This is a genomic window from Streptomyces sp. NPDC097619, from assembly GCF_040302735.1.
Classification (GTDB): Bacteria; Actinomycetota; Actinomycetes; order Streptomycetales; family Streptomycetaceae; genus Streptomyces.
This window is the reverse complement of the sequence record NZ_JBEOSD010000123.1, coordinates 1-25564: the sequence shown is the minus strand read 5'-3', so window position 1 is coordinate 25564 and position 25564 is coordinate 1. Positions and strand designations below refer to the sequence as shown.

At 74.2% G+C, this 25564-nt stretch carries 20 protein-coding genes; 5 read left to right on the top strand and 15 right to left on the bottom strand.

Annotation, left to right across the window (positions count from 1 at the left end):
* Window positions 1–121: 121 nt before the first annotated feature.
* The 4 genes from ABTZ17_RS27215 to ABTZ17_RS27200 all read right to left on the bottom strand — a co-directional run bounded on the left by ABTZ17_RS27215 (window position 122) and on the right by ABTZ17_RS27200 (window position 5755).
* Window positions 122–1570 carry a GuaB1 family IMP dehydrogenase-related protein gene (locus tag ABTZ17_RS27215; protein ID WP_352198369.1) on the bottom strand — a complete coding sequence of 483 codons (1449 nt, stop codon included), beginning with the start codon at window positions 1568–1570 and terminating at the stop codon, window positions 122–124.
* A gap of 211 nt (window positions 1571–1781) precedes the next feature.
* Complete coding sequence (locus ABTZ17_RS27210; protein ID WP_352198367.1) at window positions 1782–3800, bottom strand: anthranilate synthase family protein; 2019 nt, start codon at window positions 3798–3800, stop codon at window positions 1782–1784.
* On the bottom strand, window positions 3797–4471 hold the full coding sequence (locus ABTZ17_RS27205; protein ID WP_352198366.1) for an isochorismatase family protein: 675 nt from the start codon (window positions 4469–4471) through the stop codon (window positions 3797–3799). Before ABTZ17_RS27205 ends, ABTZ17_RS27210 begins: the two co-directional genes overlap by 4 nt.
* An 84-nt stretch (window positions 4472–4555) precedes the next feature.
* A complete protein-coding gene (locus ABTZ17_RS27200) occupies window positions 4556–5755 on the bottom strand; it encodes a 3-deoxy-7-phosphoheptulonate synthase (RefSeq protein WP_352198365.1) in 1200 nt (399 codons plus the stop codon).
* 506 nt (window positions 5756–6261) lie between these two features.
* Between ABTZ17_RS27200 and car the strand changes: the two genes are divergently transcribed.
* From car to ABTZ17_RS27185, 3 genes are all read left to right on the top strand, one after another.
* The gene (gene car / locus ABTZ17_RS27195; protein WP_352198364.1) at window positions 6262–9660 is read left to right on the top strand and encodes a carboxylic acid reductase; all 3399 of its coding nucleotides are present in this window, start codon (window positions 6262–6264) and stop codon (window positions 9658–9660) included.
* Window positions 9661–9879: 219 nt separating this feature from the next.
* Window positions 9880–10614 carry a methyltransferase gene (locus tag ABTZ17_RS27190; protein WP_352198363.1) on the top strand — a complete coding sequence of 245 codons (735 nt, stop codon included), beginning with the start codon at window positions 9880–9882 and terminating at the stop codon, window positions 10612–10614.
* The gene (locus tag ABTZ17_RS27185) at window positions 10614–11603 is read left to right on the top strand and encodes a carbohydrate kinase family protein (protein WP_352198362.1); all 990 of its coding nucleotides are present in this window, start codon (window positions 10614–10616) and stop codon (window positions 11601–11603) included. The genes ABTZ17_RS27190 and ABTZ17_RS27185 overlap by 1 nt, the downstream gene beginning before the upstream one ends.
* A gap of 96 nt (window positions 11604–11699) precedes the next feature.
* On the opposite strand, the gene ABTZ17_RS27180 is transcribed toward ABTZ17_RS27185, so the two are convergent.
* The 3 genes from ABTZ17_RS27180 to ABTZ17_RS27170 all read right to left on the bottom strand — a co-directional run bounded on the left by ABTZ17_RS27180 (window position 11700) and on the right by ABTZ17_RS27170 (window position 15547).
* The gene (locus ABTZ17_RS27180; protein WP_352198361.1) at window positions 11700–12890 is read right to left on the bottom strand and encodes an IS701 family transposase; all 1191 of its coding nucleotides are present in this window, start codon (window positions 12888–12890) and stop codon (window positions 11700–11702) included.
* Window positions 12891–13274: 384 nt separating this feature from the next.
* The gene (locus tag ABTZ17_RS27175; RefSeq protein ID WP_352198360.1) at window positions 13275–13922 is read right to left on the bottom strand and encodes a ScbR family autoregulator-binding transcription factor; all 648 of its coding nucleotides are present in this window, start codon (window positions 13920–13922) and stop codon (window positions 13275–13277) included.
* 173 nt (window positions 13923–14095) lie between these two features.
* Window positions 14096–15547 carry an MFS transporter gene (locus ABTZ17_RS27170; RefSeq protein WP_352198359.1) on the bottom strand — a complete coding sequence of 484 codons (1452 nt, stop codon included), beginning with the start codon at window positions 15545–15547 and terminating at the stop codon, window positions 14096–14098.
* A 134-nt stretch (window positions 15548–15681) separates the two neighbouring features.
* Between ABTZ17_RS27170 and ABTZ17_RS27165 the strand changes: the two genes are divergently transcribed.
* Complete coding sequence (locus tag ABTZ17_RS27165; RefSeq protein ID WP_352198358.1) at window positions 15682–16128, top strand: MarR family winged helix-turn-helix transcriptional regulator; 447 nt, start codon at window positions 15682–15684, stop codon at window positions 16126–16128.
* 71 nt (window positions 16129–16199) lie between these two features.
* Here the strand turns inward: ABTZ17_RS27165 and ABTZ17_RS27160 are convergent, their stop codons facing one another.
* The 6 genes from ABTZ17_RS27160 to fmt form a co-directional block, all read right to left on the bottom strand.
* Window positions 16200–16697 carry a barstar family protein gene (locus ABTZ17_RS27160; RefSeq protein WP_352198357.1) on the bottom strand — a complete coding sequence of 166 codons (498 nt, stop codon included), beginning with the start codon at window positions 16695–16697 and terminating at the stop codon, window positions 16200–16202.
* Window positions 16694–17155: a guanyl-specific ribonuclease gene (locus ABTZ17_RS27155; protein ID WP_352198368.1), complete on the bottom strand. Its 462-nt coding sequence runs from the start codon at window positions 17153–17155 to the stop codon at window positions 16694–16696. Before ABTZ17_RS27155 ends, ABTZ17_RS27160 begins: the two co-directional genes overlap by 4 nt.
* A gap of 184 nt (window positions 17156–17339) precedes the next feature.
* On the bottom strand, window positions 17340–18395 hold the full coding sequence (locus ABTZ17_RS27150; RefSeq protein WP_352198356.1) for a sugar-binding transcriptional regulator: 1056 nt from the start codon (window positions 18393–18395) through the stop codon (window positions 17340–17342).
* 94 nt (window positions 18396–18489) lie between these two features.
* A complete protein-coding gene (gene rpe / locus ABTZ17_RS27145; RefSeq protein WP_352198355.1) occupies window positions 18490–19176 on the bottom strand; it encodes a ribulose-phosphate 3-epimerase in 687 nt (228 codons plus the stop codon).
* Window positions 19177–19317: 141 nt separating this feature from the next.
* Complete coding sequence (locus tag ABTZ17_RS27140; protein WP_352198354.1) at window positions 19318–20796, bottom strand: RsmB/NOP family class I SAM-dependent RNA methyltransferase; 1479 nt, start codon at window positions 20794–20796, stop codon at window positions 19318–19320.
* 193 nt (window positions 20797–20989) lie between these two features.
* Window positions 20990–21928: a methionyl-tRNA formyltransferase gene (fmt, locus tag ABTZ17_RS27135; protein WP_352198353.1), complete on the bottom strand. Its 939-nt coding sequence runs from the start codon at window positions 21926–21928 to the stop codon at window positions 20990–20992.
* 276 nt (window positions 21929–22204) lie between these two features.
* On the opposite strand from fmt, the gene ABTZ17_RS27130 reads away from it, so the two are divergent.
* A complete protein-coding gene (locus ABTZ17_RS27130; RefSeq protein ID WP_352198352.1) occupies window positions 22205–22741 on the top strand; it encodes a hypothetical protein in 537 nt (178 codons plus the stop codon).
* Window positions 22742–22858: 117 nt separating this feature from the next.
* Here ABTZ17_RS27130 and ABTZ17_RS27125 read toward each other — a convergent pair whose 3' ends face one another.
* Together ABTZ17_RS27125 and ABTZ17_RS27120 are read right to left on the bottom strand one after the other, a co-directional pair.
* On the bottom strand, window positions 22859–24979 hold the full coding sequence (locus ABTZ17_RS27125; protein WP_352198351.1) for a primosomal protein N': 2121 nt from the start codon (window positions 24977–24979) through the stop codon (window positions 22859–22861).
* A gap of 149 nt (window positions 24980–25128) precedes the next feature.
* The coding region (locus tag ABTZ17_RS27120; protein ID WP_352198350.1) for a methionine adenosyltransferase domain-containing protein at window positions 25129–25564 on the bottom strand (436 nt) is incomplete at its 5' end.

Here is a 25564-nt window from a genome sequence, read left to right as displayed (position 1 = left end):
CACCGCACCTCGCGGCGTTGCCGGAAAGCCTGATTACGTCCAGTAGGCAGGCTTCCCGGCGCCTTGCGAGGCACGGCACCAGACGCCGCGGGCCTCACCGGCAAGATCCAAAAGACACGACCTAGCTCCAGCTGGCGTGCAGCGGCTTGCCCTCGGCGTAACCGGCGGCGGACTGGATGCCCACCACGGCCTTCTCCTCGAACTCCGCGAGGGAGGCCGCACCGGCGTAGGTGCAGGAGGAGCGGACACCGGCGATGATCGAGTCGATCAGGTCCTCGACGCCCGGACGCTGCGGGTCCAGGAACATCCGCGAGGTGGAGATGCCCTCCTCGAACAGCGCCTTGCGGGCGCGGTCGTAGGCGGACTCCTCGGAGGTGCGGTTGCGGACCGCGCGGGCCGAGGCCATGCCGAAGGACTCCTTGTACAGGCGGCCGTCGGCGGCCTGCTGGAGGTCGCCCGGGGACTCGTAGGTGCCGGCGAACCAGGAGCCGATCATGACGTTGGAGGCACCGGCGGCGAGGGCCATGGCCACGTCGCGCGGGTGACGGACGCCGCCGTCGGCCCAGACGTGCTTGCCGTACTTCTTGGCCTCGGCGGCGCACTCCATGACGGCGGAGAACTGCGGCCGGCCGACGCCGGTCATCATGCGGGTGGTGCACATGGCGCCGGGGCCCACGCCGACCTTGATGATGTCGGCGCCGGCCTCGATCAGGTCCTTGACGCCCTCGGCGGCCACGATGTTGCCCGCGACGATCGGGACCCGCGGGTCCAGGGCGCGGACCACCTTGATCGCGTTGATCATGGATTCCTGGTGGCCGTGCGCGGTGTCGATGACCAGCGTGTCCACGCCGGCGTCGAGGAGCTGCTTGGCCTTGCCCGCGACGTCGCCGTTGATGCCCACGGCGGCCGCGATCCGCAGCTTGCCGTTCGCGTCGGTGGCGGGGGTGTAGAGCGTGGCGCGCAGGGCGCCCTTGCGGGTCAGGATGCCGACGAGGCGGCCCTCGGAGTCGACCGCGGGGGCCAGCTTGCGGTTGCTCGCGTCGAGCTTGTTGAAGGCCTCGCGCGGGTCGATGTCTGCGTCGACGAGCAGCAGCTCCCTCGACATGACCTCGGAGAGCTGGGTGAAGCGGTCCACGCCGGACAGGTCGTGCTCGGTGACCACGCCGATCGGACGGTTGTCCGCGTCGACCACGACACCGGCGCCGTGCGCCCGCTTGGGCAGCAGGGAGAGGGCGTCGGCCACCGTCTGGGTGGGGGCGAGCACGATCGGGGTGTCGAGGACGAGGTGCCGGGTCTTGACCCAGGAGATGACCTCGGTGACGACCTCGATCGGGATGTCCTGCGGGATGACCACGATGCCGCCGCGCCGGGCGACCGTCTCGGCCATCCGGCGGCCCGCGATCGCGGTCATGTTGGCGACCACGAGGGGGATGGTGGTGCCGGTGCCGTCCGGGGCGGAGAGGTCGACTGCCTGGCGGGAACCGACCGCGGAGCGGCTCGGCACCATGAACACGTCGTCGTACGTGAGGTCGTACGGCGGCTTCAGGTCATTGAGGAAACGCACGTGCAGATATCCCAGTCGATCGGAGGTACCTCGGACAGGGCGGCAGCCGAGGAAAACGCACGTACTTCATTCTCCCATGCCCACCCCCGTGCGCGTCCCGGGACGATCGTCCAGGACATTCCGGGCCGCTTGGTCCGAAGGTACGGGACTTTCGCGCCGGGGGCGGGGAGCGGGCCGGATTTCGGCGCGGCTCCCCGCCCCCGGCGGTCGGGCCCGGTCAGGCCGGTTCGGGCACCCGTCCGCCGAGCACGTCGGTCAGCAGTCGGCCGACGAGGCGGACCCCGTCCTCGGTGAGCACCGATTCCGCGTGGAACTGCATCGAGGCGAAGTGCGGGCCGCGCAGGGCGTGCACCTCTCCGGTGGCCGGGTCCCGGCTGACCGCCACGGTGCCCACGCCCGCGATCGGCACCACGTCGGCGCCGCTGCGGGCGGCGAAGGTGTTGTAGAAGCCGACCCGCTGCCGGCTGCCGAAGAAGTCGATCTCCCGCTGCACCCCCTGGTTGGGGACCTCCCGGCGGACCAGCGGGAAGCCGAGCCGCTCGCTGAGCACCTGGTGGCTGAGGCAGACCGAGAGGAAGGGCCGGCGGCCCCGCAGCAGGTCCGCGGTGGTGGCGCGGAGCCGGGCGATCTTGGCGGAGGCGGCGTCGCGGGGGTCGCCCGGGCCGGGGCCCATGACCACGAGGTCGTGCCCGTCCGGGGAGTACGGCTCGTCGAACCGCCGGACCGTGACGGTGAGCCCCAACGAGCGGAGCTGCTGGTCGATCATCGAGGTGAAGGTGTCCTCGGCGTCCACCACGAGCACCCGGCGCCCCGCCAGGGCGGGCTCGGGCGGGCGGCCGCCGGAGCCCGCGGCCAGCCAGAACCCGGCGAGGGTGGCGTTGCGGCGGGCCAGGGAGGCGCGGACCTCCGGGTGCTCCCCGAACCGGGCCGGGCCTTCCCCGGCGAGTGCGGTCGGCGGGGCGGGAGCCGCCGGGGCGGTCCCGGGCGTCTCCGGCGCCGCGGCCCCGGTCGGGCCGTCCGCGCGGAGGGCCGCGAGCAGGCCCGCCGCCTTGGCGCGGGTCTCGGCGACCTCGGAGTCGGGGTCGGAGTGCCGGACGAGGGTGGCCCCGACGCCGATCCGCAGCCGGCCCGCCCGGTCGATGTCGGCGGTGCGGATGAGGATGGCCGAGTCCAGGGCGTGCCCGCCCCGTCCGTCGCGGCCGATGAGGGCGGCCACCCCGCTGTAGTAGCCGCGCCCCTCGGGCTCGTAGCGGCTGATGACCCGGCAGGCGCTCTCCAGCGGGCTGCCGGTGACGGTGGGGGCGAACATCGACTCCCGCAGGATCGCCCGGGGGTCGCGGTCGCTGCGCCCCTCGATGAAGTACTCGGTGTGGGCGAGCCGGGTCATCTCCTTGAGGTACGGGCCGACCACCCGGCCCCCGGAGTCGCAGATCCGGGCCATCATCTTCAGCTCTTCGTCCACGACCATGTAGAGCTCGTCGGCCTCCTTGCGGTCCGCGAGGAAGCCCATGACCTCGGGCAGGGTCGGTCCGGCGGGCGGGTAGCGGTAGGTGCCGCTGATGGGGTTCATCACGGCCTTGCCGTCGGCGAGGCTGATGTGCCGCTCCGGGGAGGCTCCGACGAAGGTGCGCTCCCCGGTGTGCACCACGAAGGTCCAGTAGGCGCCCGCTTCGCCGCGCAGCAGCCGGCGGAAGAAGGACAGGGCGGTGTGCGGGGTGAAGCCGGTGATGTCGGCGACGAACGACCGTTTGATCACGAAGTTGGCGCCCTCGCCCTCCCCGATCTCGTCGGCGATCACGCGGCGGACGGTCTCGGCGTACGCGGCGTCCCCGGTGTCGAAGGCTCCGCCGTCGAGGTGGATGGGCACGTCGGGAAGGCCGGTCAGGGCCTCGTCCACGGGGAGCAGGCCCTGACCGGTGACGGTCATGGCGAGCAGCGGCTCGCCGTCGTCGGCGCAGGCGAAGCCGCGTTCGGCGATCTGCCGGTACGGGACCATGGCGAGCACCTGGTGGCGGGCCCCGGCACCGGCGTCGGACGCGTCCGGTCCGGGGACGGGGAGGGCGGCCAGGGAGTCCACCGCCGCGACCTCCCCGACCAGGACGTCCAGCAGGCCCGGTCCGGTGGCCTCCGGGCGGTGCAACAGGGCGAACGGGCCCGGTTCGGGGGCCAGGACGCGGGCGAGGAGGGCCCGGCCCGCCGCGAGGGCGGTGTCCGGCCCTCCCCCGGTGCCGGTCACGCCCCCGCCTCGCGCGCGCCGGTGCCCGCCAGGGCGGCCGTGCCGAGGCCGGCGAGGACGGTGTCGGTGTCGGCCACCACGGCGCAGCGGTCGGCCGCGTACTCCAGGGCGAGGCGGTGGTGGGCGGCGGAGAAGTCGGCCACGGCGTCGGCCACCAGGAAGGGGCGGACGTCGTGGGTGAAGGCGTCGACGGCGGTCATCAGCACGCCCACGTGGGCGTACACCCCGCAGAGGACGAGTTGGTCCCGGCCGTGCTCGCGCAGCCAGTCCAGCAGGCCGGACCGGAAGAAGGCGCTGTAGCGCCACTTGGTGAAGACGGCGTCCTCGGGACGCGGGGCCAGCGGGCCGGTCACGGCGCGGTCGGCGGGGTCCACCCGCATGCCCGGTCCCCAGAAGTCCTTGAGCAGGCCGCGCTGTTCCTCGTCCATGCCGCCGGGCTGGGCGGTGTAGCCCACGGGCATCCCGGTCGCGGCGGCCCGCTCGCGCAGTCGGGCGGCGTTGCGGACCAGCGGGGTGCGGACGGCTTCGGGCAGCGGGCGCAGGAAGTAGCTCTGCATGTCGTGGACGAGCAGGGCGGCCCGGTCCGGGTCCACGGTCCAGCGGGCGGTGTTCTCGGGCAGCTCGTCCTGGGTCGGCAGCGGGTAGGGCTCGATCGGGGGTATGCCCGGCATGGCCTTCCTCTCCTGGGATCGGGGTGGGGTGCGGTGGGGGTACGCGTGGGGGGTGCGGGTCGGCGTCCCGGCCGGAAGGGGTGGTCAGGCGGCGTCGGCGGCGGCCGTGCGGCCGGAGAGCCACCAGGCCGAGACCACCGAGAGGGCCTGCTCCGGGTTGAGCCGCGGATCGCAGAAGCTCGTGTAACGGGTGCCGACCCGGTCGATGCGGGAGCGGCCGGTGACGCATTCGGTGACGTCCTCGGGGGTGGTCTCCAGGTGCAGGCCGCCCGCCGTGCCGCCGCCCGCGCGGACCGCCAGTTGGAACTCCTCGACCTCCCGGGTGACGGTCTGGAGGAAGCGGGTCTTGTAGCCGTCCGGGGTGGTGACCGTGTTGCCGTGCATGGGGTCGGTCAGCCAGATCACCGGGTGCCCGGCGGTGCGCACCGCCTCCACCAGGCCGGGCAGGCGCTCGGCCACGGCCCCGGCGCCCATCCGCGCGATCAGGGTGAGGCGGCCGGGCTCGCGGCGCGGGTCGAGGCGGGCGCACAGCTCCAGCAGCTCGGCGGCGGTCATGCGGGGGCCGACCTTGCAGGCCACCGGGTTGGCGACCTCGGCGAGCAGCCCCACGTGGGCGCCGTCGATCTGCCGGGTCCGCTCCCCGATCCAGGGCCAGTGCGTGGAGGCGAGGAGCAGCCTGCCCCGCTCGTCGCGGCGGAGCAGGGGGACCTCGTAGTCCAGCAGCAGGGCCTCGTGGCTGGTCCACACGGGCGCGCCGATGCGGCCCCGCCCGGTGGGGGTCCAGCCCAGGTACTCCATGACGTCGCGGGCCGCGCCGTAGCCCGCGAGGATCCGGTCGGGGTCGGGCCGGCGCAGCTCCGGGTCGGGCTCCGGGCTGTTGACCATGTGTCCCCGGTAGACGGGGAGTTCGAGTTCGCCGACCCTTTCGGTGGGCTGGGAGCGGGGCTTGCCGAACTGGCCCGCCATCCGGCCCGCGCGGACCACCGGGGTGTGGGTCTTCATCTGGAGCGCCCCGGCCAGCATGTTCAGCAGCCCCACCTTGCGGGCCACCGAGCCCGGGGTGCACTCGGCCGGATCCTCGGCGCAGTCCCCCGCCTGCACCACGTGCGCCTCGCCCGCGGCCACCCGGGCCAGGACGGCGCGCAGCGCGTCCACGTCGGCGGCGCGGACCAGCGCGGGCCGGGCGCCGAGCTCCTCGCGCACCCGTGCCACGTGCGCCGGGTCCTCCCAGGGCGGCTGGTGCAGGGCCTGTTCCGGTCGGATGTCGAGCAGAGCGTTTTCCACTGGTTTTCTCCGTCTTCACGAATGGTCGGCCCGGCCTTTGCACCCGGGCCGGGCGTGCGGGAATTCCGCGCGGAAGGGCGCGGACCACGGGGGCTCTGCTCGTCCGGAGCCGAGGGGAAAAGAGCGTCGATTCACCGGTACTCGGCACCGGATCTCTTTCCGGCCCGTTGTCCGCGGCGTCTAGATCGTGTGCCGAAACGGGTTTTGCGCCAACAGCTTCCCGGGCGTTCCGTCAGGTGGCCGGCAATCCGTCAAGTGGTCAGGACTTCGTCAAGTTCCCGCAAAATCAGACCGCGCGGATGTACAGCGGCCCCTTGCGCGGCAAGGGCTTCCCGGGCCCGCACGTCCTCGGGCCGGGGCGACCTGACATATCTTCGCGCGCTTGACAGATCTTCGTCCGCTTGACGGATCAGCGGTCGCTTTCCGAGTGTTCGGGCCGCCCGTCGTTAGCCTCTTCGGGAGCCGGACGGAATTGCGTCCGGCGGCGATGCGATGCGGAGGTCCCCGTGCGGCTTGCACAGTTGATGGCAGATGTGATGGAGCGATATGCGGACCGTGCCGCGGTCGGCGAGCGAGCTCGGGAAATAGTCCGGGATCCCGGTACGGGAAATGTGTCGCTGAGGCTCCTGCACCGCTACGAGACCACCAGCTTCGGCGAACTGTGGGCGCGGGTGCGGGCGATAGCCGCCGAGTGGGACCGGCACGAGGAGCACCCGCTGCGGGCCGGCGACCGGGTGGCGCTGCTCGGCTTCACCAGCCGTGACTACGCCACCCTGGACCTGGCCTGCGTGCACCTGGGCGCGGTCAGCGTGCCCCTGCAGAGCAGCGCCCCGCAGGCCCAGTCGGCGGCGATCGTCGCCGAGACCGAGCCGCACCTGATGGCGGCGGGCTCCGAGCGGCTGCCCGTGGCGGTCGAACTGGCCCTGGGCAGCCCGTCCGTCCGGCGTCTGGTGGTCTTCGACCACCACCCGGAGGTGACCGCGCACGTCGAGCGGCTGGCGGCGGCCCGCGCCCGGCTGGCCGAGGCGGGCCGGGAGCTGGTCGTCGAGCCGATCGGGGAGCTGCTGGCCCGGGGTGCGGGGCTGCCGGACGCCCCGCTGTTCGTGCCCGCCGAGGACGAGGACCCGCTGTCCCTGCTCATCTACACCTCCGGCAGCACGGGCACGCCGAAGGGGGCCATGTACACGGAGCGGCTGTCCGCGGCCATGTGGGGCGGGGCCTGGTCGAAGCTGTTCTCCGACGATCTGGCGACCAACATCAACTACATGCCGATGAGTCACGTCGCCGGGCACTCCTCGCTGAAGAACACCCTGGCGCGCGGCGGGGTCAGCTACTTCACGGCCGGCAGCGACCTCTCCACCTTCTTCGAGGACATCGCGCTGACCCGGCCCTCGGAGCTGTCCCTGGTGCCCCGGGTCTGCGAGATGCTCCACCAGGAGTACACCCGGCGGCTGGACCGGCGGGTCCTGGCGGAGGGAGTCTCCCGGGACACGGTGGCGGCCGAGGTCCTCACCGACATGCGGGAGAACCTGCTCGGCGGGCGGGTCACGTGGGCCAGTTCCGGATCCGCCCCGCTGTCGGCGGAGCTGACCGCCTTCACCGAGGCCCTGCTCGGCTTCCCGCTGACCATCATCTACGGCTCCACGGAGGCGGCCGCGGTCTCGGCCGGCCACCGGGTGCTGCGCCCGCCGGTGATCGACTACAAGCTGGCGGACGTGCCCGAGCTGGGCTACTACCGCACCGACACCCCGTACCCGCGCGGCGAGCTGCTCCTCAAGACCGAGGCGATGATCCCCGGTTACTACAAGCGACCCGAACTGACCGCCGAGATCATCGACGCGGAGGGGTACTACCGCACGGGCGACATCGTCGCCGAGACCGGCCCGGACGAGTTCGTCATCGTCGACCGCCGCAAGAACGTGCTCAAGCTCTCCCAGGGCGAGTTCGTGGCCACCTCCCACCTGGAGGCGGTGTTCGCCGCGAGCCCGCTGGTCCGGCAGATCTTCGTGTACGGCAACAGCGAACGCTCCCACCTGCTGGCGGTGGTGGTGCCCACCCCCGAGGCCCTCGCCGCGCACCCCGAGGCGGAGCTGAACCGACGGCTCACCGATTCCTTCCGGCTGATCGCCAAGGAGCAGGAGCTCAACCCGTACGAGATCCCCCGGGCCTTCCTGATCGAGGAGGAACCCTTCGGGCAGGAGAACGGCCTGCTGTCGGACCATCGCAAGCTGCTGCGCCCCCAGCTCCTCGCCGCGTACCGCGACCGGCTGGAGGAGCTGTACCGCCGGGTGGCCTCCCGGGAGGACGAGGAGCTGGCCGAGCTGCGCCGCACCGGCGCGGACCGGCCCGTGCTGGAGACGGTGCAGCGGGCGGCCCGGGCCCTGCTGTCCGGTTCCACCGCCGAGGTGGGCCCGGAGGCGCACTTCCGGGACCTCGGCGGGGACTCGCTGACGGCGGTGGCCTTCTCCGGCCTGCTCGACGACGTCTTCGGAGTCCGCGTCCCGGTGGACGTGATCATCAGCCCGGCCCACGACCTGCGGGGGCTGGCCGCGTACGTGGAGGCCAAGCGCACCGCCGGGGACCGGCCCTCCTTCGCCTCCGTGCACGGCGCGGGCAGCACCGCCCTGCGGGCCGGGGACCTGACCCCGGAGAAGTTCGTCGACCCGGCGCTCCTGGCGGGGGCGGCCGCCCTCCCGGGCCCGGCCGAGCGGGTCCGTACCGTCCTGCTGACCGGGGCCAGTGGCTACCTGGGGCGGTTCCTGGCCCTGGAGTGGCTGGAGAAGCTGGCCCCGATCGGCGGCCGGCTGGTGTGCGTGGTCCGCGGCCGGGACGACGCCGCGGCCCTGCGCCGTCTGACGGAGGCCCTCGCGGGCGGTGACGGCGGGGCAGCCCGCCGCCTGGAGGAACTTGCCGAGGGGCACCTGGAGGTGTTGGCCGGCGACATCGCGGCCCCCCGGCTCGGGCTGGCCGAGGAGACCTGGGAGCGGCTGGCCGCGGAGGTGGACCTGATCGTCCACGCCGGGGCCCTGGTCAACCACGTCCTCCCCTACGACCAGCTCTTCGAGGCCAACGTGCTGGGCACCGCGGAGCTGCTCGGGCTGGCCCTGACCCGGCGCGCCAAGCCCTTCACCTATGTCTCCAGCGTGGCCGTGGCCACGTCCCGGCCGGAGTCGCCCGCCCTGGACGAGGACGCCGACGTACGGGCCGCGCTGCCCGTGCAGCCGGTGGACGGGGCCTACGCGGCGGGCTACGCGAGCAGCAAGTGGGCCGGTGAGGTGCTGCTCCGCGAGGCTCACGACCGGTACGGGCTGCCCGTCACCGTGTTCCGGTCCAACATGATCCTGGCGCACAGCCGGTACGGCGGGCAGTTGAACGTCACCGACCAGTTCACCCGCCTGCTGTTCAGCGTGCTCGCCACGGGCATCGCCCCGGCCTCCTTCTACCGCGACGGGGCCGGCCCGGAGCGCCCGCGCGCCCACTACGACGGGCTGCCGGTGGACTTCACGGCCGCCGCGATGGTGGGCCTGGGCGGGGGTACCTCGCCCGGGTACCGCACCTTCAGCCTCGTCAACCCGCACGACGACGGCCTGTCCCTGGACACCTTCGTGGACTGGTTGGGGGCGGCCGGGCACCGGATCGAGCGGCTGGACGGCTACGCCGACTGGCTCGCCCGTTTCGAGGCCGCCATGCGGGCCCTGCCCGAGGCGCAGCGGCAGGCGTCGGCGCTGCCGCTGCTGCACGGCTTCCGCGAGCCCGTGGAGCCCGTCGCCGGCTCGGCGATCCCCTCCGAACGGTTCCGCGCCGCCGTCCGGGCGGCGGGGATCGGCCCGGGGGACGTGCCCCGGCTGTCCCCCGAGCTGATCGCGAAGTACGCGACCGACCTCAAGGAGCTGCTCTCCGCCTGACGGCGGCGGACGGGCGGATCCGCGGGGCCGCACGGCTCCGGCCGCCGCGACACCCGCCGCGACACCCGGAGGGCGGGCGGCCCCGCGGGTCCGCCCACCCTCCGTCCCGCCGCCCCCCGTCCCGCCGCGGCCTCGTCCCGCCCGCCCGTTCCGACCACCCCGTTTCCGACCGACCCGCTCCACCCACCCCTTCCGCACGGCACCCATGGAGGACGCACGATGGATCAGCAGTCCGCACGGTTCCAGGAGCAGTACACCCGCGGCCGCAAGCTCGTCAGCGAGCTGGGCACGGAGGGGAACGGACCGACCTCCTTCACCCTGCTGGGCCGGGAGTGGGACCTGGTGCCCGGCACCTACGAGCCCGGTCCGGGCGCGGGCGCCGAGTTCTACACCACCGCCCTCCCCTATCCCGTGGGCGGCGATTTCCTGGAGATCGGCTGCGGAGCGGGGGTCACGGCCGTCTGGGCGGCGCTGCACGGCTGTGCGCACGTGACCGCGACCGACATCACCGACACGGCGGTGGAGAGCACCGCGCTCAACGTGAAGCGGCACGGGGTCGAGGACCGGGTGCGGGTGCTGCGCAGCGACCTGTTCGCGGAGCTGGACCCGGCGGACCGGTTCGACACCGTCTTCTGGAACTGCAGCGTGATCGAGGCCCCCAGGGACTTCGAGTTCACCTCCGACTACGAGTGGGCGATCTTCGACCGGGGGTACGCGGCCCTGGGGCGGTACCTCGCCGAGGTGCACGGCCGGCTGCGGCCCGGCGGTCGGGCCCTGGTCACGTTCAACACCCTCGGCGACCGGAACCGGATCGACCAGTTGGCGGCGGAGGCCGGGGTCTCCCTGGAGATGCTGGGCAGCGCGACCCGGCAGCTCACCGACGTGGAGGTGACGTACATGCTGTTCGAGATCGTCTCCGGGGTGCGGCCGGTCGTCCCGGGCGGGCGCGCGTGATGCGGATCGCCGTCGCGGGCTCCATCGCCACCGACCACCTGATGGTCTTCCCCGGGAGCTTCACCGACCAGCTGATCGCCGACCGGCTGGACAAGGTCTCGTTGTCCTTCCTGGTCGACGACCTGGAGGTGCGGCGGGGCGGGGTCGCGGCCAACATCGCCTACGGGTTGGGCGGACTGGGCCTGCGTCCCCTGCTGGTGGGGGCGGTCGGCTCGGACTTCGCCGAGTACCGGCGCCATCTGGAGGCGCACGGCGTCGACACCTCCGGGGTGCTGGTCTCCGCCGACCGCCGGACGGCCCGGTTCATGGCCATCACCGACCGCGCGCTCAACCAGATCGCGGCCTTCCACTCCGGGGCGATGGCCGAGGCCCGGGAGATCGGCATCGGCGCGGTGCTGGAACGCGCCGGGGACGTGGGCTTGGTGCTGGTCTCGCCCGACGACCCGGCGGCCATGCTGCGGCACACCGCCGAGTGCCGGGCCCGCCGGGTGCCCTTCGCCGCGGACCCCTCCCAGCAGCTCGCCACGCTGGACGGGACCCGGGCGCGGGCCCTGGTGGAGGGGGCGCGCTGGCTGTTCACCAACGAGTACGAGGCCGAGCTGCTGCGGGAGAGGACAGGCTGGACGGAGTCCGAGGTGCTGGAACGCGCGGGTGCCTGGGTGACGACGTTGGGCGCGGAGGGCGTGCGGATCGCGCGCTCCGGCAGGCCGGTCCTCACCGTGCCGGCCGTGCCCACGACCGCGCCCGCCGACCCCACCGGGGTCGGGGACGCCTTCCGCGCCGGCTTCCTCGCGGCCGCGGGCCGGGGGCTGACGGACCGGGACGCGGCCCGGTTGGGCTGTGCGCTGGCCACCCGGGCGCTGGAGGCGGTGGGTCCGCAGGAGTACGAGGTCTCCCCCGGCGCGCTGTCGGCGGCGGTGGGGCGGACCTACGGCACCGGGGCCGCGGCGGTCTTCGCCCCGTGGCTGGGGTCGCCGGCGGCCGTGTAGGCCCGGCGGCGCCGTCCGCGCGGCGAAGCTCCCCGGTGTCCCGGCCGCGCGGGCGGCGGGGCGGGCCGGGGAGCTTCGTCGCGGGGACGGCCGCCGTCAGGGGGCCCGGCCGGAGAGGGCCACGACCGCGTGGGCGGCGGAGGCCAGGGTGACGTGGCGGTGCCAGCCGCCGAAGGAACGGCCGGAGTAGTCGCGGATGCCCACCCGGTCGGCGACCTCGGTGAAGTCCCGCTCGACGCGCTCGGTGAGCCTGCTGAGCGCGACCAGGGCCGCGGGCGCGGTACCGGTGAGGCTGGTCAGCCAGAGTGCCGAGGGCCAGGGCTCGCCCTCCTCGGCGATGCCGAGGAGGAGCAGTTCGCGGCCCGCCGCGGCCGGGACCTGGGAGGCCGGGAGGTGCACCCGGACGGCGGCCGCGAGGCACGTCCGCCGGGGGCCCTCCGGGCCTCGGTCCTCGGTCGCGACGGGCCGCAGTAACCCCCGGGCCAGGGTCATGATCTGGTGGGCCGGCAGCGGCTGTCCGGGGCGGGCGGCGGGCGCGGCCTCCGGCACGGCGAGCTGGAGGTCGCGGCCGATCCGGACCAGGAAGGGGACGTCCCGGGAGCCGAGTTCGGCGAGCACGGCGGGGATCTGGGCCTCGCGGGCGTCGAACACGACCGGCAGCGGCGGGAGTTCCCAGCGGGTGGCGGTGTCCGTGGCGGCCTGCGCCACGCATTCGCCGACGCTCTCCTCGCCCAGGCCCTCGGGGATCGCCCCCTGGCTGCGGCGGAGGTCGTCCTTGAGCCAGGCCCGGGGCAGGTGCAGCCGCCAGTTGACGGGGACGCTGGTCTCCGCGGACGCGGCCCACACCCCGATGGCGCACTGGGCGTTGAGGACCCGTCCCAGAGTGGGGAAGAAGTGCCGGTCCACACCCACGGACTGACGGCCCGTCTTGGGGATGATCATTGGCTGGAGCACCCATGCCTGGGGCGGGGCCGAGGCCACCACGTGCCGGGCGAGGGCCCGTCGGACGGGCGTCCAGTCCCAGGTGGAGCCGGAGATGAAGTGGTGGAGGTTCTGCTCGGAGGCTTCCCCGCCGAGCAGGGCGGCGATGTTGCGGATCGACTTGCGCCCGTCGGCCTCCAGGAGGCCGCGCACGTACTGCATGCCCTTCCTGCACTGGTCGCTGCGGGACAGCGAGGAGAACAGGATCGGGGAGAGTTCGGCGAGTACCGCTTCGGGGTACCCGGCCGGCAGGGGGGCGCTCGCCGCTCGTGTTGCGTTCGGGGGACTCAGTTCGACGCTGAGCATGGGATTCCTAACTCGTACCGGGCGAGGGCTGGTGCAAGGTCGGTGCGATCGGTCGGAGTGATCGGACGGCGGTGCCGGTCCCGCTCAGGCACGCGGGACCCGGGGGCGGGGGCGGCCGGGACGGGGGGACGCCGTCACCACGACCGGGGCGGGTGCGGCGTTCCGCACCCGCGCCCCATAACAGACGGCACTCATTCGGCGCACAATGAGTCAGATTACCGACCTACCGGACGGTAATCCTGTATCTGTGGCCCGGATCACGCCGGAAACCGTCTTTCCGGTACGGAATGATCGATCACATGCGCACTGAATTGCGCAAATTTCCTTCACACCTCTCCGGACCCTCATCCGGAAACAGGTTGGTCATCCTCTTTTGTTGTGTCCTCAGGGGACCGCGAGCGACTCCCCTCGCGCTTCCGCCAGCAGTCGGGCGGCCCGGTTCGGCGAGGTGTCCAGCTTCACCAGCACCCCGGCCGTGGCCACCACGGGCAGGACGAGCTGGAAGAACCGCGAGACCTCCTCCGCCAGGTCGCCGCCCGGCAGCGCCTCGGTGAGCAACTGCATCCCGGCCCAGGCCCCCACGAGCAACCGCGCGATCTCGTACGGGTCGGCGTGCACGAGGAGTTCACCCCTCTCGCGGGCCTCGGACAACAGCTCCTCCCCCGCCCCGATCCACTCCGGCCAACGGGTGCCGAGCAGTTCGCGGGCCCGTACGTCTCCGGAGAGCCTGAGGGCCGCCGCGAGCAGCGGCTCCCGCGGGGCCCGATGGGCCAGCAACAGCCCCAGGTCCACCCACTCCTGGAGTTTGAAGGACTGCGTCGCGAGCCCCTCCGTGATCGCCGCCTCCGCCAACACCGCGCGGGCCAGCTGTTCCTTCGTCGTGTAGTGGAAGTACAGGCACCCGCGCGTCAGTCGGGCCCGTTCGACGAGCCCCCCGATGGTCGTGGCCTCGTACCCGAGTTCGTTGAACATCTCCGCCGCGGTCTCCAGGATGAGTCCGCGGGTGTGGATCGCCCGGCTCTGCCTCGCCACCTCACACCTCCCCCGCCCCACGCCGGTGCGCGCCCTCGGCGCACAAATGAAACCGACGGGGCATCCGGTACTTTACCGCGCGCACCGGACATGCCCCGGACCGCACCGGCCGCGGCCCCGGCCCGTGGAGCGCCTGCGGAAGGCTCCACGGACCGGGGACGGCCCGGCACCGACTAGCCCCGCTTGCGGAGGAGTTGGGGCAGCAGGGCCAGCACGGAGAGGATCAGCATGGCCACCACGCCCGCGTAGAGCATGTCCAGCTCGGTGCCGGGGGCGATGGTCGCGGCGACGATCGCCAGACCGAAGGCGCCACCGACCTGGAGCGAGCTGGTGAGCAGGCCGGAGGCCAGGCCCTGCTCCTCGTCGGCGATGCCGTTGGTGCCGGCCACCATGAGCGTGGCGATGCTGAGGGCGAAGCCGATGCCCCACAGCACGGACACGGGCAGCAGGATCCACAGGTTGGGCTCGTCGCCCATCAGGAGGAGCAGCCCGTAGCAGGGCAGGAAGGACAGCAGACCGGTCATCAGGACCTTGCGCACCCCGTACCGGTCCATCAGCGGGCCGAGCAGCGGCCCGAGGACGACCACCATCAGACCCGCCGGCAGCATGGTGAGGCCCATCTGCCAGGGGCTCCAGCCGTTGATGTTCTGCAGGTACACGCCGAAGACGAACTGGAAGCCCATCGCGGCGCCGTACAGCAGGCCGATGCTGAGGTTGGCCCCCACGAGGGTCCGGTCCCGGAAGATGCCGAGACGGACCAGCGGGTCCTTGACCTTGCGCTCGATGGTCACGAAGGCCACCAGGAGCAGCGCCGCGACGACGAACCCGAGGACCGTGCTCAGCGAGGCCCAGCCGTTGTGCTCGGCCGCGACCACCGTGTAGACGAGCAGCAGCATGCCGCCGACGAGGGTGATCCCGCCGCCGATGTCGGTGCGCTGGCGCTCGGCCCGCGGCAGGTCCTTGGGCACGAACTTCAGCACGGCCAGCAGGATCAGCACGGAGATCGGGACGGGCATGATGAAGATGGCCCGCCAGTCCACGGCCGCGATGAGACCGCCGACGATGAGGCCGGAGGAGAATCCGACGGCCTCGAACACGTTGTAGATGCCGAAGGCCTTGTTGCGGTGCGGGCCCTCCGGGAACGTGGTGGTGAGCAGGGACATCGCGGCGGGGGCGGTGAAGGCCGCCGCCATCCCCTTGATGAAGCGGGAGATCACCAGCAGCGTCGAGCTGTCGGCGAAGGCTCCGAGGAGCGAGACCACGGCGAACACCGACATGGCGATGATCAGGACCCGCCGCTGCCCGAAGAGGTCGGCGCAGCGACCTCCGAGGAGCAGGAAGCCGCCGAAGGCCAGGATGTAGGCGCCCACGAGCCACTGGGCGCTGGAGGCGCTCATCCCGAGGGCTTCCCGGATCTCCGGGGTGGCCACGCTGATCATCGAGATGTCGAGGCCGTCGAGGAGGATCACCCCGCTGGCCACGAGGAGCGCGACCCACCAGCGGGTGGGCCACTTGCCGGCGCCCTCCCCGGACGCCTGGGCGCCCGATTCGGGCAGTTCCGCCCCGGATTCGGCGCGTACCTGACCGCCGGATAATCCGTCGTTGGGCGTCACGCTGGTCGACATGACATATTCCCTTCCCCATAGACTGACGCATGCGTACTCAAAAACACGCGCCCAACGGTACTTGCAGACGCGAGTTGTTGCACACGCCTGATACTGCCGTGGGCAAAGAGTCCTTGCAAGGGGAGTGGTGAGGCATGACGATCGACGAAGGCTCCGCCGAGGCCCGCGCCCAGGGCTGGCGCACGCTGGCCGCGCTCCACGCACGGCTCGAAGACGCCCTCGAACGGGCTCTCCAGCGCGCCCACGGCCTGTCCGTGAGCGAGTACGGAGTCCTGGACGTGCTCTCCCGCGAGGGCGGCGAATGCCTGCGCATGAGCCAACTGGCCCAGGCCGTGGTGCTCAGCCAGTCCGCCACCACCCGGCTGGTCGGCCGCCTGGAACAGCGCGCCCTGGTGGAGCGGTACCTCTGCCCCGACGACCGCCGGGGCATCTACACCCGGCTCACCCCGACGGGCCTCGCGGCCCTCCGCGACGCCCGCCCCACCCACGACGAGGCCCTCGCGGCCACCCTGGACGCCGCCGGGGAACTCCCCGAACTGGCCCCGCTGGTCAGCGCTCTGGCCGTGCTCTCGGCCCACTGACCGCGGCCCGGCCCCGGGGGGAGGGAATCCAGCAGTACGTTCGGGGGGTGGCCGGGCGGCCGGGACGCGTCCTACCGCCGCCCGCGCCGACCGGTCCGGTCCGGCTCCCGGGCCAGGACCACGAGCAGGCGCGGCCCGGCGTCGACCACGCCCCGCTCCGCCGCCTCGCGCACCACCGACTCCGGCTCCCGCCCGAGCTCCTGCTCGCGCCCGGCCTTCCGCTCCGACTCCTGCTCCGACTCCTGCTCCGCCGCGGACTCCGCGGCGGCCTCCAGGACCTCGCGGAAGGTCTCCCACTCCGTCGGGCGCAGCCGCGCGTACTCCCGCCAGCCGGTCACCGCCAGCAGCACCCGCGCCCCCGGCTCCGGGTACCAGACGGTGTCCGCGAGCACATCGGCCAGGGCGTCCCAGTTCCCGCCGAACCAGTCCGGCAGCGCCAGCTCACGGGCGCAGCGGTCCATGAGCGCGGCCTTCGTGCGCACGCCGTCCAGACCCAGCTCCACCACGGCCCGACCGGACTCCCGGGCGGCCTCCGCGGCGGGGGCGAGCGGCTCGGGTACCAGGGTCATCGGAGCACCGCCTTGAACGAGTCGTAGTGGTCGTCGGTGTAGTAGAACTCGCCGCCCCCGCCCGTCACGATGCGCCGCGCCCCACGGTCCCGCGAACCCGGGGTCCGCACCGTGTACTCGTGGTAGTAGCCCCGCTTCTGCTTCGGCAGCACCCGCTCGAAATTGCCGAAGACGGTACCGTCCTGCCGGTACGGATAGGGGCCGCCCCGGTCGATGAGCCGAAGGGTCTCCCGGGCCTGGGCGGGCAGCGCCTCGACCCGTACCGTCCGCATCCCGCGCGCCCAGTCCGGGGTCCGCGGGGCACTCACGGAAGCCCGCGCCGAAGGAGTACCGGGCGCCGCGGCGGATCCACCGGTCCCCCCGCCCCCGCACCCCGCGGCGAGGACCGCGAGCAGCACGCACAGGAACGCGGCCCCCAGGGCGCGGAGCGACGACGAGGGCGACTTGCGGAAGATCATGCCGCCGATGCTGCCAAACATCGCCTTACCTGGCGAATCCGGACACCTGGCCCACCCGGGGGCAGCCCGAACCGGCCGCGCCCCGGCCGCCGCGCACGGCACCCCTCAGGGGGTCTCAGGACACGTGCGCGAAAGCCTTCAGGACGCGTGCGCGGAAGTCCTCAGGACGCGTGCGCGAAAGCCTTCAGGACGCGTGCGCGTCCGGGTCCGCTCGTTCCAGCGCCGGCCGGATCCCCGGGTCCGACTCCGTCAGCAGGTAGTCCGCCGCCGCGGTGTCCGTGACCAGGCTCGTCACCAGCCCGGAGCGGAGCACGGCCCCGATCGCGGCGGCCTTGCGCAGACCGCCCGCGATGGCCACCACCTCGGGGATCCGGCGCAGCCGGTCCGCCTCCACGGTGATGCAGCGCTCGCCGAGGTCCCGGCCGACCCGACGGCCCTCCGCGTCGAAGAGGTGCGCGGACATCTCCGCGGCCACCCCCAGGGAGGCGTAGTGCCCGCGCTCCTCGTCCGTGAGCATGTCGTGGACGGTGGAGATGCCCGGCTCCCAGGAACCGATGGACACCGCGGCCACGGTCACCTTGTCGAAGTACTCGAAGGCCCGCGCGATACCGGTCTGGTTCCGCAGCGCCGCCGCGGTGGCCGGGTCCGGCAGCAGCATCGGGGCGTAGATCGGGTGCGCGTCCCCGCCGGAGACCTGCGCGGCCCGGCGCACCGCCTCCACCGAACCCCGCTCCGCCGTCCCGGCGTCGTACACGCCCGTCAGCTGCACCACGGTGCACGGGGGCAGCCGGTGCAGGGCGGCGGCCATGTGGATGGTGGAACGGCCCCAGGCCAGCCCCAGCACGTCCCCCTCGCTGACCAGCTCGCCGAGCAGGTCGGCGGCGACCGCGCCCAGGTTCTCCGGGTCGGGGGCGTCCTCGGCGGCGTCCGCCGGGGACTCCACCACCACCGCGTGCCGTAGTCCGTACCGGGCCCGCAGCGCGTCGGAGCGCTCCGCGTCCAGCTCGGCCGGGACGCGGATCTCGATGCGGACGAGGTCCCGCTCCAGGGCCGTCTCCAACACCCGGGCCACCTTGAAGCGGCTCACGCCGAACTCCTCGGCGATCTGGATCTTGGACTTGCCCTCCAGGTAGAAGCGGCGGGCCATGGCCGCCGCCTGCACCAACTCCGCGGGTCCCATCCGCAGGGCTGCCCGACCCGCCGACACACCAGACACCGCGTTCTCCTCACTGCTGTTCACACTCTGGGCTCGCCGTTCATCCTGTCAGATCCGGCGACCGTTGATCAGTCCGGACAGCTCCCGTTCACCGAGCCGTCCACCGGGCCGTGCGCGCTCAGTGCGCGCACGCCCACGGAGCGGTGGCGATGGTCGCGCCGGCCTGCTCCCGCAGGCTCCGCACGGCCTCCGCCGGGTCGGCGGCCCCGTACACCGCGCTGCCCGCCACGAACACGTCCGCCCCGGCCTCCGCGCACCGCTCGATCGTGGCCGCCGAGACCCCGCCGTCCACCTGCAACCACAGGTCGAGGCCGTGCTTGGCGATCAGCTCGCGGGTGCGGCGGATCTTGGGGAGCATGATGTCCAGGAAGGACTGCCCGCCGAAGCCGGGCTCCACCGTCATGATGAGGACCATGTCCAGCTCCGGCAGGAGGTCCTCGTACTGCTCGATGGGGGTGGCGGGCTTGAGCGCCATGGACGCCCGTGCCCCCTTGGCCCGGATCTCCCGGGCCAGCCGCACCGGGGCCCCGGCGGCCTCGGCGTGGAAGGTGACCGATCCCGCCCCGGCCTCCACGTACTGCGGGGCCCAGCGGTCCGGGTCCTCGATCATCAGATGCAGGTCCAGCGGCGTCCGGGTGGCCCGGCTGAGGGACTCCACCACGGGCACGCCCAGGGTCAGGTTGGGCACGAAGTGGTTGTCCATGACGTCGACGTGCAGCCAGTCGGCGCCCTCGACGGCCCGGGCCTCCTCCGCGAGTCGGGAGAAGTCCGCGGACAGGATGCTGGGATTGATCTGAACGGCCATGCCCCAAGACTGCCATTCCGCGGGCCCCTCCGGTGCGCCGGGTACCGGAAGATTCCGGCTCCGGGCCCCGGAATCACGGGCCGTGGGGCCCCCGGGGCCACCGGGACGGATCCCGGACGGCCGCCCGGGATCCGGTCCTGCTCAGGCCGTGCGCCTCAGCAGCGCCAGGTACATCGCGTCCGTACCGTGCAGGTGCGGCCACAGCTGGACGTCGGGCCCGTCGCCCAGGCCCGGGACGCCCTCCATCAGCGGGCGGACGTCGATCCACTCCACTGACACCGGCTCCGCCCCGCCACGGCCCTTCAGCACGTCCTCCACGACCACCCGGGTCTCCGCCAGGTGCGGGGAGCAGGTGGCGTACCCCACCACCCCGCCCACGCGGACCGCGGACAGGGCCTCGCGCAGCAGCGACCGCTGGAGCGGGGAGAAGCCCTCGATGTCGGAGGGGCGGCGGCGCCAGCGGGCCTCCGGACGGCGGCGCAACGCGCCCAGCCCCGAACAGGGCACGTCCATCAGGACCCGGTCGAAGGAGCCCGGCAGCCAGGGCGGCCGGGTGCCGTCGGCGGCGATCACCTGGTAGGGGCCGGGATTGCCCGCCAGGGCCTTGGCGACCAGCCCGGCCCGGTGCGGCTGCTTCTCGGAGGCGAGCAGGCTCGCGCCGCGCCGCGCCGCCAGGGCCGCCAGCAGGGCCGCCTTGCCGCCGGGGCCCGCACAGCCGTCGAGCCAGCGTTCGTCCCGGCCCTCCAGCGGGGCGTTCGCCAGGGCCAGGGCCACCAGCTGGCTGCCCTCGTCCTGGACGCCGGCGCGGCCCTCGCGGACCGCGGGCACGGCCCCCGGCTCACCGCCCTCGGAGAGGCGCACGGCGTACGGGGACCAGCGGCCCGGCAGCGCCGAGTCGGGGCCGACGGACTCCAGCAGCTCATCCGCGGTGGCACGGCCGGGCCGCGCCACCAGTGTGACCTCGGGCCGCTCGTTGTCGGCCTCCAGGAGGTCCTCGATGCCCGCGCGGCCGCCCCCGAGGGCGTCCCACAGGGCCGACACCACCCAGCGCGGGTGCGAGTGGACCACGGCCAGGTGGTCCTCGGCGTCGTCCTCGTAGGGCGGGGCCACCTCCTCCAACCAGCCGTCCAGGTCCCGGGCGGCGATCTTCCGCAGCACGGCGTTGACGAACTTGGCCCGGCCGTCACCCAGCACCACGCGCGCCAGCTCCACGCTGGCCGAGACCGCGGCGTGGGTGGGGATGCGGGTGCCGAGCAGCTGGTGGGCGCCCAGGGACAGCACGTCCAGCACCGGCGGGTCCACCTCGCGCAGCGGCCGGTCCACGCAGGCCGCGATCACCGCGTCGTAGGTGCCCTGGCGCCGCAGGGTGCCGTAGACCAGCTCGGTGGCCAGCGCGGCGTCCCGGGCGTCGAAGCTGCCGCCCTTGGCCTCGGCGGCCTCGCGGGCCCGGCGCAGCAGCGGGGGCAGCACCAGGTTCGCGTAGGCGTCCCGCTCGTCCACCGCCCGCAGCGCCTCGAAGGCGAGGATCCGTACGGGGTCCTTCTGGGGGCGCCGGTACGGCTTGCCGGGCTTGCCGGACTTGCCCGGGGAGGCGGCGGGAGGACGGGGCTGCTGTGTCACGTGAAAGGTGCTCCGCTGGAAGTGCTGGAAGTGCCGGAAGGCGCGGTTCGTACGGGGGGGGTTCTCGTGGTGCCGGAGGGGCCGGGTCCCCGGCGGTGTCGCCGGTGGCGGGGGTGCCGGGTGGCCCGGGGTGCCCGCCCCCTCCGGGGGGCCGGGCGGTGCGGGGGCCGCCGTGCGGGGCGGCCGTCCCAGCCTACGCCGGGGCGTCGAGCCGCTCGCCCGGGGCGATCCGGACCCCGCGGGCCCAGTCGGCCCCGCGCATCGGCTTCTTGCCCTGGGGCTGCACCCAGAGCAGCTCCACCGCGTGCGAGCCGGTGCCCACGTACACGTTGTTCTTGGCCGCCGCCAGCTCACCGGGGGCCAGGTCGGCGCGCTCGGGCACCAGGGCCGTCTGCACCAGCTTCAGGCGCTCCCCGCGGAAGACCGTCCAGGCTCCCGGCGCGGGGGTGCAGGCACGGACCACGCGGTCGGCGCGCAGCGCCGGGGCCGTCCAGTCCACCCGCGCGTCCTCGACGGTGATCTTCGGGGCCAGGGTGACCCCCTCGGCGGGCTGCGGTTCGGCCCGCAGGGTGCCGTCCTCGATCCCGTCCATGGTGGCGGCCAGCAGCCCCGCGCCGGCGAACGCCAGCCGGGTCAACAGGTCGCCGCTGGTGTCCGTGGGCCGCACCTGCTCGGTCAGGACCCCGAACACCGGTCCGGTGTCCAGGCCCTCCTCGATCCGGAAGGTGGCGGCGCCGGTCATCTCGTCACCGGCCATGACGGCGTGCTGCACGGGCGCGGCCCCGCGCCAGGCGGGCAGCAGCGAGAAGTGCAGGTTGACCCACCCGTGTCGGGGGATGTCCAGGGCGGCCTTGGGCAGCAGCGCCCCGTACGCCACCACGGGGCAGCAGTCGGGGGCGATCTCCGCCAGTCGGGCCAGGAAATCCGGATCGCGCGGCCGGGTCGGGCGGAGCACCTCGATGCCCGCCTCCTCGGCCCGCTGCGCCACGGGGCTGGCGACCAACCGACGACCGCGGCCCGCGGGCGCGTCCGGGCGGGTGACCACCGCGGCGACCTCGTGCCGCCCGGAGGCGATCAGGGCGTCCAGGGCGGGAACGGCCACCTCGGGGGTGCCTGCGAAGACGAGCTTCACCGGTGTCTTACCTCGCTATCTCGGCCGGGCTGCGACAAGCAGCCCCCCAGTCTAGGCGGTGCCCCGGCGGCCCGGGTCGCGGCGGGTGACCGCCCTGCTCGGCGGAGCGCGGGGCGCGGGGGCGTACGCACGGGCGCGCGCCTTTCGCATATGCCGACACGCCCCCTCAGCGTGACCACATCGCCGTATGGAGCGTTGGTCAAGTGGGATTGACCGAAAGGGGCCGCATTGTGCTTGTGGCCCGTCCGTTTAGACGCCGGTTCGAGAGGCTTGTACATGGCCGACCACGCCACCCACGACGCCCAAGCGAGGGCCAGCCTGCATCTACTGGTGCGGGACATCGAGCGGGTCCGCCGTCAGGTGGACGCGCTGCGCACCCTCACCGCGCAGCTCGGCAACGTCTACCGTCCCCGCCGCTCCGGCCCCTCCACGGGCTTCGTGGTGTACGGCCGCGCCCCCGCGCCCACCGTCCGCCTCGCCCAGGAGCTGCGGGACAGCGTCGAGACCCTGGTGACCGCGGCCGTCGACTTCGACCGCTCCCTCGGCTTCTCCTGGGACGCCGTCGGATCCGCGCTCGGCGTGACCAAGCAGGCCGTGCACCGCCGCTACGGAGCCCGCCGCGCGGGTACCGCCGCCCCCGAGACCGAGGCCGTGCCCGAGGGCACCACCACCCGCACCGCCCTTGGCGTGCCCACGGTCCCCGCCGCCCGCTCCATGCCCCCGCAGCCCACCTCCGGCAGCCAGGCCCTCCGCGAGGAGCCCGCCGTCGCGGCCCGGACCGGCGTCTTCCCCGGCCCCCGCAGCGGCGGCTGAGGCCGGACCGCCCGGACCGTCCCGGTCCCGCACGCACTGCCCTGCAGGGCCTTCCCCTCCTTGCAGGGCAGTCCTCCGTCCGGGGGCCCGCGCGGAGCGGTCCCTCTCCCCGCCCCGTCAGCCGATGTCCGGCGGGTCGATGCGCACCCGCACCGGATCGGCCGGGCCACGGGCCAGCCGGGCCGCCTGCGCCGCCTTCAGGGCCGCCGCCAGGGCCGCCCCGCTCCCCGGAGGGACCCGCACCAGCGCCCGGTCCCCCGGCTCCGGCTCCCCGCGGCGCGCGGGCAGCGGCACCGGACCGAGCACCTGCGCCTCCGCGGGCAGCCGGACCGTCGCCAGGAACTCCACCAGCGCCTCCGGCCGCCCGGCCACCGAGGCCATCCGCGAGACCGGCGGGAAGTTCAGCTCGGCCCGCTCCGCCAGCTCCCGGACCGCGTGCCCGACCGGGTCCCAGCGCACCAGGGCCTGCACCGGACGCAGGGTGGGCTCGGCCACCACCACCACGGTGCCCCCCTCCCCCTGGGCCCGGACCAGCGAAGCCGCCGCGATCCACCGCCGCAGCGCCTCCTCCCCGGCCCGCAGGTCGGGACGGCCCAGCATGGCCCAGCCGTCCAACAGCAGCGCCGCCGCGTAACCGGGGCCCTCGGGGACGGGCTCGGCCCCCGGGGTGCAGACCACCAGGGCGGGCCGGTCGGGGACGGTGTCCAGGACGTGGTCCCGGCCGGAGGTGCGCACCGGCACCGCCGGGAAGGCACGGCCCAGCTCCTCGGCGGTCCGCCGGGCCCCGACCACCTGGGCCCGCAGCCGCACCCCGCCGCACTCGGCGCAGTGCCAGCCGGACTCCTCCCGGCCGCACCAGGCACAGTTCAGGGCCCGCTCGTCCGGGGCCTCCAGGGGGCCCGCGCAGTGCCGGCAGCGGGCCGGGGTGCGGCAGCGCTCGCAGGCCAGCCGCGGGGCGTAGCCGCGGCGGGGCACCTGCACCAGCACCGGCCCGGTCTTCAGGCCCTCGCGGGCGGCCTCCCAAGCGGCGCTGGGCAGCCGGGCGACGCGGGCCGCCCCGTCCCGGCCGAGGTCGTCGTCGCCGACGGTGCGGATCCGGGGCGCGGCCGCGCGGACCCGCTCGCGGGGGGCGGCCAGCGGCCGGGCCCAGCCCGACTCGACCAGCTGGGCGGCCTCCACCGTGCAGCTCGTGGAGCCCAGCAGGAAGCCGCAGCCCTCGTGCGCGGAGCGCAGCTCCAGCACCTCGCGGACGTGTGGGAAGGGGGCGTTGTCATCGCTGAGGCTGGAGTCCCCGTCGTCCCAGACGGCCACCAGCCCGAGGTCGCGGACCGGGGCGAACATGGCGGAGCGGGTGCCGATGACCGCGCGCACCGAGCCGCGGTGCACCGCCAGCCACTGGGAGTACCGCTTCTCCGGCCCGGAGTCGGCGGTCAGGACGGCGTGCCGGCCGGGGCCCAGCAGCGCGCCGAGGGCGGCGTCCAGGCGGGCCACGGACCGGCCGTCGGGCAGCACGACGAGGGCCCCGCGGTCGGAGGCGAGGGCGGCGGCCACGGCGCGGGCCAGTTCCTCCGGCCAGTGCGGGCCGGGCAGGGCCGTCCACACCGCGCGCGGGGAGCCGCCGGCCGCGAGGGCGTCGAGGAAGGCGGGGCCGTGGGCGTACCGCTCCCAGCCGCCCGGCTCGGGGGCCGGCGGGGCGGGCAGCGGTTCGGGGGAGGTACGGGCCTCGGCGCGGGCGTTGCGGGGAGGCACGGCCAACTGGAGCACGTCGGCGAGGCTGCCCGCGTAGCGGTCGGCGACGGCCCGGGCCAGGGCCAGCGTGCGGGGGCTGAGCACCGGCTCCGGGGAGACCACGTGGGCGAGGGCCGCCAGCGGACCGTTGTAGTCGGACTCCGCCCGGCGCTCCACGAGGAAGCCGTCGATGAGGCCGCCGCCTTCGCGCCGGCCCCCCCGGACGTGGTGGGCCCCGGCCCCGAAGCGGACCCTGACCCGGACCCCGGGCCGGGCCACCTCGTCGAGCTCGGCGGGCACGGCGTAGTCCCAGAGCTGGTCCAGGTGGAGGACGCCCTTGTTGACGAGGATCCGGGCCACCGGCAGCCGCTCGGCCAGGGCCGCTCCGCGCCAGGTCCGGGGCTTGGCCTTGGGCACGGCCTTGGCCTGGCGGACCGTCTCCCGGATGAGCGCGAGCTGCTCCGGCGGTCCCGCCTTGCCCGGCCCGGTGTCTTCGTTCGCGCTGCTCACAGCTGAATTCTTACCAAACCGCGCCGACAGCGGGGACCGGACGGGCCGGCGCGGGCCCCGCCGGACCCGGACCGGAACGCGGCCGGCCCCCGGCCCCTCGTGGGAGGGGTCCGGGGGCCGGCCGCGTACGGCGGGTGGTGCCTAGAGACCTAGAGACCGGCGGCGGCGCGCAGGGCATCCACGCGGTCGGTGCGCTCCCAGGTGAAGTCCGGCAGCTCGCGGCCGAAGTGGCCGTAGGCGGCGGTCTGGGCGTAGATCGGGCGGAGCAGGTCGAGGTCGCGGATGATCGCGGCCGGACGCAGGTCGAAGACCTCCGAGATGGCCGACTCGATCTTCGCGGTCTCCACCTTGGCGGTGCCGAAGGTCTCGACGAACAGACCCACCGGCTCGGCCTTGCCGATCGCGTAGGCGACCTGGACCTCGCAGCGGGCGGCGAGCCCGGCGGCGACGACGTTCTTGGCGACCCAGCGCATGGCATACGCGGCCGAGCGGTCCACCTTCGACGGGTCCTTGCCGGAGAAGGCGCCGCCACCGTGGCGGGCCATGCCGCCGTAGGTGTCGATGATGATCTTGCGGCCGGTGAGG